Consider the following 12,696-nt stretch of genomic DNA (forward strand, 5'->3'; position numbering starts at 1 on the left):
TATCAAATATTTTTATGTTACCTTTGCCTGGTCTTAACTATTATGTTGTTTACTATATGATTATTGACTTTTTTATTGTGAGCATAATTTGAAAATTAAATTTATCCTTTTTGTTTTTGCGTCTGTATGGTTGTCTATACTTGCAAGAGTTTTTTTTCTCTCTGTTGAGTCAAACAGTTATTATGAAAAACTCTCAAATGACAATAGTATAAAAATAGAGCAAATTGCACCAGTCAGAGGTGAAATTATAGATATAAATGACAAGCCTATAGCAATAAATGAGCTTGGATTTAAAATACAACTGGCACCACATTTGGCTCTTAAAAAAAATTTATATATACTCAATGAAGAGATTGACAGCTTGATAAAACTTATACCAAATTTAGATAAAAAAAAGATGATTGATGAATATACAAAATTTGACTCTTTTTACAATCATAGTTTTATAGATATTGTTCCTTTTGTATCCTATGAGCAGATGCTACCAATATACTCTTTTTTAAATTTAAATAAAAATGTAAAAATAGTTATTGCTCCAAAAAGGTTATATCCGTATGGGGATATTGCAGCACATGTTGTTGGATATGTTTCTCGTGCAAACAAAGAAGATGTAGCTAAAGATAAACTGCAGGAGCTTATAGGTTATACCGGTAAAACAGGAGTGGAAAAATATTATAATTCCTACCTGCAAGGCTCAGCTGGAGAGAGAGAGATAAAAGTAAATGCAAATAACCAGATAGTTGAAGAGATATCAAACTCTAAGCCAATAGAAGACACCAGGCTTACTTTAAATATTGATATGGATTTGCAAAGTTTTATATCAGCTCTGTTTGTTGGTAAATCTGGAGCCGTCGTTGTAATGAGGGTAGATGGTGCTATTTTAGCTGCTGGTAGTTTTCCGGAGTATGATTTAAACACCTTTGTTTCTGGTGTGTCTCATGAAATTTGGGATAAATTATCAACTTCAGTGGAAAAACCGTTTACAAACAAGCTGGTAAACGGACTATACCCTCCTGGCTCTACTATAAAAACTGGTCTTGGACTATTGTATATCACATCTCCAGAGCTAGGTGCTGATTTTGGAAATTACTGTACGGGTGAACTTCCTCTTGGCAACAGAGTATTTAGATGTTGGAAAGACCATGGACATGGTGGTGTTGGAATTGTGAAGGCTGTCAGAGAAAGCTGTGATGATTTTTTTTATAAGGGAAGTTTGCAGTTGGGTATCAAAAAAATGAGTGATGGACTTATGCGATATGGACTTGGTAGAAAAACTGGTGTAGATTTGCCAAATGAATTTTTAGGTACTGTTCCATCTCGAGAGTGGAAGAAAAAAAGATATAACCAATCATGGCAACTAGGAGAGACGCTAAACACATCTATAGGGCAGGGTAATTTCTTAACAACTCCAATGCAAATCGCTCAGTATACCGCTTTGATGGCTACAGGAAAACTCCCTCGCCCATTTTTTGCAAAATCTATAGGTGTTCAAAAGGTGGCCCCTCAATATGAAAGCGTATTAAATGCCAATGAACTTGAAAAGTTACCACTTATACAAAGAGCAATGTATGAGGTTTGTAATGCACCTGGTGGAACAGCTAAGGCTTATGTGAGCTCGAAAGTTCAACTTGCTGGAAAAACAGGGACAGCACAGGTAATTGGAATATTGCAAAATATAAAAAATAGAACACTCGAACATGACATGAGTTATTACACTCGTTCACATGCTTGGTTTACAACATACGGACCATATGATAACCCTCAGTATATCGTTACTGTAATGATGGAACATGGTGGCCATGGTGGCGCAGCTACTGGAAAGATAGTTTCAGATATATATGACAAGCTTCTGGAGCTAGGTTATATAAAAAAAATATAACTTTTGCTTTGCATATGCTGTCTATTATAAATAAAGGATTTGTTTTTGAAATATTTTAAATTTACTTTTGTGTTTACACTTATATCTTTGCTAATTGCAGGATGGTGGGGTTTTAAGACAGGTGGAGATATAAAAAGTGTTGTTAATGTCATATTTATTGTAATAATACTTAGTATTATGGAGATATCACTCTCTTTTGATAATGCCGTTGTTAATGCTTCTATCCTTAAAAACTGGGATGAGTATTGGAAAAAACTTTTTCTGACTGCTGGTATGTTTATTGCAGTGTTTGGTATGAGATTGCTTTTTCCGCTGGCTATAGTGTCTCAAACAGCAGATTTGAGCATTGTCGAAGTGTGGAATTTAGCCATAGATAATCCGGCTGAATATTCAAACAAACTAATATCACATCATGCCGAGATATCTGTTTTTGGAGGAATGTTTCTGCTTCTTGTTTTTTTGAATTTCTTGATTGATGATGAAAAAGATATTCATTGGATAGAAGTTGCAGAAAAGAAGTTGATGGAGCTTGGAAAGATAAACTCAATCTCAATTTTTGTAGCACTTATCGCCTTGCTGATGTCTTTGATGCTAGTGCCGGTTGAGCAAAAATTATCCGTACTGCTTGCTGGACTTCTTGGTGTGGTAACTTATGTTGGAGTTGATATCCTTGGCGCTGTCTTAAAAGACAAGAGCAGTGATTTTTCTGTTGGTGATATTGTAAAGAAAGGAAGCATAGGTGGATTTTTATATCTAGAAGTGCTAGATGCATCGTTTTCTCTTGACGGTGTTATAGGAGCATTAGCAATAACTAAAGATATAGTCGTTATTATGCTTGGTCTTGGGATTGGAGCAATGTTTGTGAGATCCTTGACTATTCTTTTAGTAGAAAAAGATACTCTTGATGAGTATAAATATTTGGAGCATGGAGCACACTATGCTATTGGCGCTTTAGCATTGATTATGATACTTAGCTTGAAATTTCATATATCTGAGTTATTTACGGGAACAATCGGACTAGTCTTTATAGCGCTCTCTATTTGGTCGTCGATTAGGCACAGGAGAGATAAAGTCTAAATTTTTTAGGAGTGCTTATTTTATAAAAACAGGCACCCTGTTTGAAACAAGCTTAAGCAGCAGTTGGTTTTTTTAACTCTTTTACAAATTCTTCAACTCTCTTGATTCCTTTACGAATACTTTCTATATCAGTTGCAAAACTAAATCTTACATATCCTTCACTTCCAAAACCAACCCCAGGAACTAGTGCCACACCTTTTCTCTCTAACAAATCCTTACAAAATTGCATAGAGTCATTGCTAATTTTTTTTATATTTATAAAGAGATAAAAAGCACCATTTGGCTTTACGACACTAAGTCCATCAATAGCGTTTATGAGCTTAACTGCTTCGTCTCTTCGCTCTTTAAACGCTTTTCTCATCATCTCTATATCGGCATCAGCTGAACCGTTTAGGGCAACAATGGCAGCTTTTTGAGTGATTGAGTTAATATTTGATGTACTTTGACTTTGAAGTTTTTTTGTTGCTTGAATGATATCTGAGTTATAAGCTGCCATATAACCAAATCTCCATCCAGTCATAGCAACTGATTTGCTAAGACCATTTATGGTTATTGTTCGCTTGAACATGTCTTGACTTACAGAAGCGGATGAAGTAAACTCTCCATCGTATATAAGCTTTTCGTACATCTCATCGCTTGCAACTAATATGTCTGTCCCCTCTAAAACTTTTCCAATAGCCATTAGCTCATCTTTTGAATATACTGAACCAGTTGGATTTGATGGGGAGGTTAAAACTATCATCTTGGTTTTTGGTGTAATTGCATTTTTAAGTTGTTCTGGAGTCATCTTAAATGAGTTATTGTCATCTGTATGAATCTCCACCACAACTCCACCATGATACAAAACAAGCTCTGGATAGGTAACCCAATATGGGGCTGGAATGATAACTTCATCACCTTTTTGGATTACCGCTGCAAAGAGATTAAAAAGTGAGTGCTTTGCACCATTATTTGTGATTATTTGATTTGGGGCATATATTAGACCATTTTCTTTGAAAAGCTTGTCTGCAATTGCTTTTTTTAGTGCAGGAATCCCGTCAACTGGTGTATATTTTGTAAATCCATCATTGATTGCTTCTATGGCTGCATCTTTAATAACTTGTGGGGTGTCAAAATCAGGCTCACCTGCAGAAAAGCTAATGATATCTTTGCCAGAAGTTTTTAACTCTTGAGCTAGTGTTGCAATAGCAATCGTGATTGATTCAGATAGTGAATTAACGCGATCTGTTAGCATATAAACCCTTTGTATATGAAAAATAATTGGAATTATACTTAAAAATCTTTAATATTTTAGGGTTGTTTTTTAATTTTTCATGGCTTTTATGAATGATTCGTAAATATTTTCTAACTCTAAATCTTCTTCTAGTAGATTTTTATTATCTTCCATTAGAATATGCTCTAAAACGGCGACTCTTCTTAGTAGATATTCAAACATCTCTTTATTTATATCAGGAAGCATATTGTGCATAAATGGATCTTTGCATCTACCTTTTTCTATAACATGGGCAGGAATTCCAATAGCTGTTGAGCAGTCGGGCACTGGTTTTACAACTACTGAATTTGCTCCAATTTTAGCATACTCACCAATGGTTATGTTTCCAAGTATTTTTGCACCAGCTCCAAGCACGGCGCCTTTTTTAATGGTAGGGTGTCTCTTTCCAAGTTCAAGGGAGACTCCGCCAAGAGTTACTCCTTGATATATCACAACATCATCTTCTATGATTGCAGTTTGACCAACAACAACGCCAATTCCGTGATCTATAAAGACTCTTTTTCCAATAACAGCACCAGGATGGATATCAATATTTGTAATAATTTGATTAAGTCCCATAATTATTCTAGCTAGACTCTTAAAATCTGCTTTGTATAGCTTGTGCGCAATTCTATACCATGCAACAGCCCAAACACCAGGATAATTAAATAAAAAATCTAATCCAGAGTTTAGTGCTGGGTCATTTTTGTAAGCATTTGAAAAATCTTCCCTTATTTCTGCAAAAAGTCCCATTGTATACCTTAAAGTGTAGTTCTTAAATAACCATTTTGATTTAAATATAACTCAAGTTTTGCAAGTGTATCATTTTTTTCTTGCTCGGTTATAAATATACTATTTGCCAAATCAGTTTTAAGTTTATTTGAAATTTCATTTTCATCATATCCGATAGAGCTTAATATCTCTAAAATATTTTTAGACTCTACTTCATTTATAATTTCATAGTCGCTATCGCTAATATTTATGGTATATTCATTTGGATGAGTAAATAGGTTATGATTCATGCCTAGTGTTTCTTGATATGCACCAACATTAAAAAATCCTAAAAAGTAATCTTCCTCATCAAGATTTACATCATGAAGGTAGAGTGGTCTATCTTGGTTGAAGACAATTTCGCCATCACTGTCACATGTGATATCCCAAAGAGATGCAGCACGAAGCGGAGTTGCATCAAGATGATTTAGCGGCATAATTGGAAAATTTTGTCCAAGACCCCAGTAATCAGGCAAGCTCTGAAATATAGAAGCATTGATTAGATATCTCTCTTGAAGTTTCTCTTGAAGCCTCTCTAGCTCATCAGTTGGTGTAGCAGATTTAAGATAGAGCGCTTTTTTGATGATGCTGTGAACTAAAATTTCAGCGTTAGATCTATCTTTTAGGTCAATATAGCCCAAATCAAAAAGAGTAAGTAGTGATTCCATATGATCAAGTGCATCGTGAAGGTACTCTATACAATTTTTATTGTTAAGTAGTTGATTTAACTCTAAAAGCTCCTCTATGAGTGGAGGGTTCTTATCTTTTATTCTTAGATGTTGTTCTTGATAATCCTGCGAAAACAGCTCTAAGACAGGAGCAATAAGAACTGCATGTGAAGCCACAATAAATCTTCCTGACTCTGTAAAAATATCAGGATGAGAAACTTTTTTTGTATTCATGATATCAGCGAGCAAAAAGACAACACTGCTTGAAAACTCTTCTATTGAGTAGTTGTGACCTTTTGTGTGTGTATGCTGATCATATTCAATCGCTAAACCACCGCCTATATTTATGCTGTTTAGCGAATCAGCACCCATCTTTTTAAGTTCTGCATAGATATTTCCCGCCTCTCTTAGAGCCTTTTTAAGTGGAGCAATATCTGACATTTGAGAACCAATATGAAAATGAATCATTGTTAGATTGTTTAATAAATCAGCTTCTCTAAGAAGTGAAACCGCCTCAAGAATTTCTGTTGAAGTTAAGCCAAACTTAGCATCCATTCCACCGCTTTTTGCCCAAACGCCACTTCCTGAGCTGTGCAGTCTTATGCGAATTCCAATATTTGGAACCTTAATTTTTGACTCTGTAGCAACTTCTATAATTGTCTCTAGCTCACCAAGTCCCTCTATAGTTATGGTAATGTTATGTCCGCTTTGAGCAGCAATAAATCCCAAAAAAATCATCTCTTTATCTTTAAAACCATTGACTGTAATATTTGAGCCATTTGGTGTTTTGCTCATAGCTAAAATTAACTCAGCTTTACTGCCAGCTTCTAGCCCATAGTTGAACTCTTCCCCTTGAGTTGTAACAGCTTCTACGGCATAGGGAAACTGATTTACTTTAAGTGGAAAAACAGCATTGAAATTACCCTTGTAATTGTTCTCTTTTATAGCTTTATCAAAATACCAATAAAGACTTCTTATCTGTTTTTTAATAAGATGTGGAAATCTAAGAAGTATTGGACCTCTAATGTCTCTATCCCTGATATCTTCTGTTATTTTTAAAAGAGATGGCATGCACTTGTAATTTAATTTTATCTGCCCATCTTCAATAATAAAATTCTTATTTGACCATATATCTAACCCAAAGTTTGTCATATTTTTAACCTATACTCGTAATTTTTTATGAAAATATTGATCTACATCGAAAAATATCTCATCGTTTGCATTTTTAAAAGTAAGATGAGATTTATTTATCTTACTTATATGATCTATTCCCATGACTGAAAGCAGTGTTTTCATCCCTTTTAAGAGATTTTTATGATAGTTTGCAATCTCTAATCCTTTTTTCACAACAAGATATGAAGCCCTTTTTCTCTCATCCTGTGTAGCTAAACCAACAGGGCAGACATGTGTGCCAAAACCAGAACACATTCTAGCGCGGATGCATCCTGCACTCATCATAAAGCCTCTTGCTATTCCAACTGCGTCGGCACCCATACACATTGTTATAATTGCGTCATCGGGAGTTAAAATCTTACCACTTGCAATAATTTTTAGATCATCTCTAATGCCATATTTTTTAAGTACAGTATCTAGTACATAAAGGGCATCATTTGTATTAAGACCAATTGACTCCATAAGTTCAAGAGGTGCGGTGGCGCTTCCACCTTCTCCGCTATCAACGGTTATGAAGTCCGGTAGTGCTCTGTTTGCTAATTTTCTTGCCAAAATCTCTTTTGCTAGCTCTTCAATCGAAGTAGAATCAGAGATTACTATCTTAAATCCAACTGGTTTTTTTGATAAAACTTGTAGTCTCTCAACAAAATCAAGTAAATCGGAGGTTGTGTCTGCATACGGAAATCTATTTGGAGCAAAGGCATCTTTGCCTTCGGGAACACCTCTGAAGTATGATATATCGGCAGTTACTTTAGACCCAGCCAATTTTCCGCCAGTCTGTTTTGCTCCTTGAGCTATTTTTATCTCTGTCATGCGACAAAATTTCATAACTTTTTGATATTTTATTTCATCAAACTTGCTATTTTCATCACGAACGCCATAAAGTCCTGAGCCAATCTGAAAAATTATATTTGGTATATCTGTTGGTACTTCTTTTGGAAACGATTCAATAGGAGCACTCCAGTTTACGCGGAAGAGCACATGCGAGGGAGTGTCGTAAATATATGTATTTTTAGTCTTGTTGCCAAAGAGTAAAATAGCTCTATACCACTTTATTGCTACCGCATGATTAAATAAAAATGTGGCAATTTTAAAAGCAAGTTCGGCAACGGGAGTACCATAGATAATATTTAAATAATCACAATTTTTCAAATCCGGCTTATGTGTGAAGAGGTGATTAGAAGTAAGAGAGCCTTCTCCTGTGTTCACCGTTAGATGTGATTTAGCACCACCAAGCGCAAATGCACGAATACCCTCTGGACTAATTGCGCCATCGCTCATAGCTGAACGGATAATTGGAGAGTGTGAAATAAATGGTATCTCTCTGTTTTTGCCAAACACCACACTCATGTCTTGTTTTATCTCATCATCATTTAAAACATGAGCTGTATGTTTAATCATAAATTTAAAATCACTATGAGGCTGAGAGATGGAAAATGATTGGTAATTAGGTACATTTTTTGCGGCTTTATAAACCCAGTCAACCTTATCTTTTGACTCATAAAATGTCTCTTCTGCAAAATATTGGCGCAAAGGCTCCCTGAGCGCTTCAAAAAAATAACGCATCCTTCCAATGACTGGATAATTTACAAGTAAGGCATGATTTCTTTGAACAAATCTATCGTAAATATATAAGACAAATAGCCCAAGTATAGCAATAAGAATAAAAAATTGGATAAAATTTATAAAAAAATCCCATATATTATGTATAAACTCCATTAAAAATTCTTCACTTCAACTATCTGTTCGGTCTTATCTTCTAGATTTTTTATCCATACCGTTTTGTTTTTCATCTCATGTGAGCCAATAACTGCACAATATTTCGCATTAACTTTATCAGCAGCTTTTAGATGATTTTGTAGATTTTTAACTTTGTAGTCAATCACCGTTTTTTCTGTTTTTCGTTTTTTTTGTGCAAGCTCAACAACTATATCAATAGCCTCTGTGTCCATGGCTCCTATATAGTATCCATTCCTTGCGTTCTCTGGCATAATTATAAGCTCCATGAGCCTCTCGATGCCAATAGCAAAGCCAACAGCAGGGGTTGCTCTGCCATCTAAAAACTCGACAAGTTTATCGTATCTTCCACCGCCAGCAATAGCGCTTTGGCTTCCTATATTATCGCTTACAAACTCAAATGCAGTTTTTGAGTAGTAGTCAAGTCCGCGAACCAGATTTGTATCTATTTCGTATAATATTTCATTATTCTCAAGGATTTTTTTAAGTTTTGTAAAGTCATTACTGCATCCATCGCAGAGGTTATCTACTAATTTCGGAGCATTTTTATAAATCTCTTGACACGCCTGATTTTTACAATCAAGAACGCGGATTGGATTTGTGGTTTTTCTTCTTTGGCAATCCTCACAAATTTTATCTTCCATACTCTCTATAAATTTTATAAGAGATGTACGATACTGTGGCATGCAATTTTCATCGCCAAGAGAGTTTAGTTGGAGCCTATAGCCAATACCAAGTGTTTTTAATATATCGCTAACCATCATAATCATGGTAGCATCTTCATGAACGCTTGCCTCTCCAAAACTCTCAACTCCAAATTGATGAAACTGTCTAAGTCTTCCTTTTTGAGGTCTCTCGTAACGAAACATAGCGCCATGATAAAAAAATCGGTGCAAGCCACCAGCACGGTCGAGCTTCTTTTGCACAAAAGCTCGAACAACGCCTGCTGTTCCCTCTGGGCGAAGGCAAACATCATTTTCACCTTTGTCTATAAACTGATACATCTCTTTGCCGACAATATCACTTGATTCGCCAACTGAGCGTTTAAAAAGCGCAGTCTCTTCAAGCAGTGGAGTTTCTATAAAGTGAAAACCATATCTTTTTGCAACATTTGTAGCAATCTCTATAAAGTATGTGAATCTCTCATAATCATCACTTAAAATATCATTCATCCCTCTTAACGAGCTGATCATCTTACCCCTTTACGCATAACACAGTTTTTTAAGATTGAAAGAATACCATTTTTTTGCGTATAATAACAAAATATGAACAAAAAAAAGGCTGGGGATGCAACGATATGAGAGTTTAAAGGAACACTACAAATTTACAGAAGATGAGTCTCGCATCTTAGCAGCTCTGCAGCCTAGAATGAGTGAACTTTCAGAGAAGTTTATAGATGAGTTTTATGACTATATTTGGGGGTTTGGTTCAACTGCAAAATTTCTTAAAAATCAGAAAATTATTGACTATCATAGGGAAAAAATTAAAGAGTGGTTTGTAAATCTATTTTGTGGAAAGTATGATTTACAATATTTTATGTATCTGTATAAGATAGGTGAGGTTCATGTAAGAATAGGGCTTCCAACTCACTATGTTAATGCAGCTTTTACTTTCGTAAGAACATTTATAGTTAAAAATATTGAGGAAAGTGTAAGAGATAAAGAGCCTCTCCTAAAAACAATAGGTGCAGTTGAGAAAATTGTAGATATAAATCTTGACACACTAACGAGTTCTTACAGAGAAGAAGAACTTAGCAAATTTTTATCTCTGTCAAAGTTTGAAAAGACAATTTTGAGTGGTCTTAAAAAATTTAACTCATACATAAACTTCTTTTTAGCAGGCTCCTTAGCACTTGTCGCCTTTTTTGCTATTGGGCTTTTCTCGTATGATATCTATCTGCTTTTTGCCTCAGATATAGGAATAGAGAAGGGAATTTTAACTGTTTTGGGAAGTTTGCTTGTTTTGTGGGCTGCGATAGAGCTTATACATGAAGAGATAAATCATCTTCAAGGAAAAGGTTTTGCGATAGGTGCTTTTATAATGCTTGCAATGGCAGCACTCATTAGAAAAATTCTTATCTACTCTCTCTCTTCGGAAAAAGGAAATGAGCTTTTAATTATAGGTGCCGTAATTGTCTCATTGGCTATTGCGTACTGGCTTGTAAATGTAAAAAATAAAGCACCCCTTTAGTACCAATAAAGAGGATAATGCCTTTTTGTGTTGTTTGACATATTATTTACAATAAGAGCAATCGCAAGCATTATAAATACTCCAAGTGCGATTGGCGTGAAAGGGTATAGCCAACCAAGTGATTGTATGTGCTCGCTCCCAATCACATACAAAAGAGCTGTTGCTCCACCTGGAGGATGCATAGTGAGTGTTAGATGCATAACTAAAACTGAAAGAGCTACGCTAAGAGAGCATAAAAGTTCTAAGCTTAAAAAACCACCTAATGATTTTACTAAAAATACTGATATAAAAGCGGATAAAACATGACCGCCTATTAAGTTCCTTGGCTGTGAAAAATGCACCTCCGGAGCACCATATATTAAAACTGCAGATGCTCCAAATGATCCAAGAAGAAAGAAGCTATCTTTTACTGAAAAAGAGTTGCTAAAAATTGACATTACATATATGCCAATAAATGCACCCACAACGGACCATGCTATTTTGTTTAACGGTTTTCTATGAGGTCGAATATCTTTTGATTTCATTCTATTGAAGTAGTTTCTAAGGCGCATCCAATCTCCATTTTTTACATAACAATAAAGAATAATAGATATTTTTTTGGTAATAGAAGTTGATGCAAATCAATATTAAGTTAATCGTCCAATTTATAGTTAATACAAAAGCAAAGGTAATAAATCTGAGTGAGTTAAAAAGGGAGTTTATGATAATTTTATTATTTGATAATAATGTCAAAATAAAAAAACTCTTAACAGAGTATGTGGCAAGTAGACAGTTGGCTCTAGTTAGAGAGTTTAAGAAATTGGCGCAAGAACTTTAAGGAAGATATTTCGATGCAGCATAAAATAGTAGCTAAAAGATAAAGAATCAATAATTTTAAAAAAGTGTATAAAATTAGTTAGATATTTATGCTGTTTATTATCTCTTGTGTTATGGAGTCAATGTCTCTAGTTGCATCTATGAGTACAAGCTCTATCTCTAAGAGTTTTGAGGCCTCTATAATAGCTTCTTGAATTTTTAAAAGATACTCCACACCTCTTAGTTCAATGCCATCTAACTCTTTTTGTGAAAGTCTAAAAGAGAGTGCCTCTTTTGTTAGTTTAAGTAGAAAAACTTTTTGTGGATATATCCCACTTGTAGCAAATCTATTTAAGTGAACTATAGCGGTTTCACTGATCTCACCCTGAACTAAAGCATAAGCAACGCCACTTATAACACTTCTATCAGAGATAATCATCTTTCCTAAATTTGGCTCAATTACCTCTTTTATGTGCTCTGCACGGTCAGCTAAAAAGAGTAGAAACTCAGCTTTTTTACTCTTTGTTTTAGCACTAAGAACTATTTCTCTTATCTCTTTTCCAGCTTCTGTGCCACCAGGTTCTTTTGTGATTATTGCATCTTTGAAATGCTCGCGTAGTTTTTGTATCTGTGTGCTTTTGCCAGCCGTATCAATTCCCTCTATTGCAATGTACATGAATTCATACTTCCTATAATTTTTTGCACCTCATTTGGAAGAAGATGCTCTGTTTTCGCGTTAAATTTTAGTAAATTTCTCACAATTGAGGAGCTTATAAAGGCGTGTTGAAGTTTTGGCATAAGATAGACAGTCTCAATTGTGTTATCAAGTGAGTTGTTCAAATACCCAAGTTGAAGTTCATATTCGAAGTCACTAACAGCACGAAGACCTCGAATCAAGACGGTAGCATTGTGTGTTTTTGCAAATTCAACTGTTAGATTATCAAAACCAAGCACTTTTACATTTTTCAAATCTTTTACGGCTTCTTTGGTCATATATATTCGCTCTTCTAATGCAAACATTGGCTTTTTATCTTGAGATGTAGCAACTGCAACTATCACTTCATCAAAAAGTCCTAAAGCCCGCTCTATGATGTCAAAGTGCCCGTTTGTTATTGGGTCGAAAGTACCAGGATAGAGTGCTATTTTTTTCAATA

11 protein-coding genes are annotated in these 12,696 nt (G+C 34.9%); 3 read left to right on the forward strand and 8 right to left on the reverse strand.

Annotated elements, in window-relative coordinates:
- The first annotated feature begins 88 nt into the window (after positions 1 to 88).
- Together mrdA and PHV22_RS02690 are read left to right on the forward strand one after the other, a co-directional pair.
- On the forward strand, positions 89 to 1,879 hold the full coding sequence (mrdA, locus tag PHV22_RS02685) for a penicillin-binding protein 2 (protein WP_295023224.1): 1,791 nt from the start codon (positions 89 to 91) through the stop codon (positions 1,877 to 1,879).
- 45 nt (positions 1,880 to 1,924) lie between these two features.
- Positions 1,925 to 2,956: a DUF475 domain-containing protein gene (locus PHV22_RS02690; protein ID WP_295023223.1), complete on the forward strand. Its 1,032-nt coding sequence runs from the start codon at positions 1,925 to 1,927 to the stop codon at positions 2,954 to 2,956.
- A gap of 52 nt (positions 2,957 to 3,008) precedes the next feature.
- Here PHV22_RS02690 and PHV22_RS02695 read toward each other — a convergent pair whose 3' ends face one another.
- From PHV22_RS02695 to hisS, 5 genes are all read right to left on the reverse strand, one after another.
- Positions 3,009 to 4,190, reverse strand: coding sequence for a pyridoxal phosphate-dependent aminotransferase (locus PHV22_RS02695; RefSeq protein WP_295023222.1), 1,182 nt, complete (start codon positions 4,188 to 4,190; stop codon positions 3,009 to 3,011).
- Between the two features lie 69 nt (positions 4,191 to 4,259).
- A complete protein-coding gene (gene cysE / locus PHV22_RS02700) occupies positions 4,260 to 4,961 on the reverse strand; it encodes a serine O-acetyltransferase (protein WP_295023221.1) in 702 nt (233 codons plus the stop codon).
- Between the two features lie 8 nt (positions 4,962 to 4,969).
- Positions 4,970 to 6,799, reverse strand: coding sequence for a biosynthetic arginine decarboxylase (speA, locus tag PHV22_RS02705; RefSeq protein WP_295023220.1), 1,830 nt, complete (start codon positions 6,797 to 6,799; stop codon positions 4,970 to 4,972).
- A gap of 9 nt (positions 6,800 to 6,808) precedes the next feature.
- Positions 6,809 to 8,539, reverse strand: coding sequence for an FMN-binding glutamate synthase family protein (locus tag PHV22_RS02710; protein ID WP_295023219.1), 1,731 nt, complete (start codon positions 8,537 to 8,539; stop codon positions 6,809 to 6,811).
- Positions 8,539 to 9,750, reverse strand: coding sequence for a histidine--tRNA ligase (gene hisS / locus PHV22_RS02715; RefSeq protein ID WP_299945622.1), 1,212 nt, complete (start codon positions 9,748 to 9,750; stop codon positions 8,539 to 8,541). Before hisS ends, PHV22_RS02710 begins: the two co-directional genes overlap by 1 nt.
- A gap of 94 nt (positions 9,751 to 9,844) precedes the next feature.
- Between hisS and PHV22_RS02720 the strand changes: the two genes are divergently transcribed.
- Complete coding sequence (locus PHV22_RS02720; protein WP_295023217.1) at positions 9,845 to 10,747, forward strand: protoglobin domain-containing protein; 903 nt, start codon at positions 9,845 to 9,847, stop codon at positions 10,745 to 10,747.
- On the opposite strand, the gene PHV22_RS02725 is transcribed toward PHV22_RS02720, so the two are convergent.
- The 3 genes from PHV22_RS02725 to coaD form a co-directional block, all read right to left on the reverse strand.
- The gene (locus PHV22_RS02725; RefSeq protein ID WP_295023216.1) at positions 10,744 to 11,298 is read right to left on the reverse strand and encodes an HPP family protein; all 555 of its coding nucleotides are present in this window, start codon (positions 11,296 to 11,298) and stop codon (positions 10,744 to 10,746) included. The two genes, PHV22_RS02720 and PHV22_RS02725, sit on opposite strands and share 4 nt — an antisense overlap.
- 344 nt (positions 11,299 to 11,642) lie before the next feature.
- Complete coding sequence (gene tmk / locus PHV22_RS02730) at positions 11,643 to 12,218, reverse strand: dTMP kinase (RefSeq protein ID WP_295023215.1); 576 nt, start codon at positions 12,216 to 12,218, stop codon at positions 11,643 to 11,645.
- Positions 12,203 to 12,694 (reverse strand): pantetheine-phosphate adenylyltransferase, encoded by a 492-nt coding sequence (coaD, locus tag PHV22_RS02735; protein WP_295023214.1) that lies wholly within the window; start codon positions 12,692 to 12,694, stop codon positions 12,203 to 12,205. The genes tmk and coaD overlap by 16 nt, the downstream gene beginning before the upstream one ends.
- Positions 12,695 to 12,696: the final 2 nt, after the last annotated feature.

It is taken from the genome of Sulfurimonas sp., from assembly GCF_028713515.1.
Classification (GTDB): Bacteria; Campylobacterota; Campylobacteria; order Campylobacterales; family Sulfurimonadaceae; genus Sulfurimonas.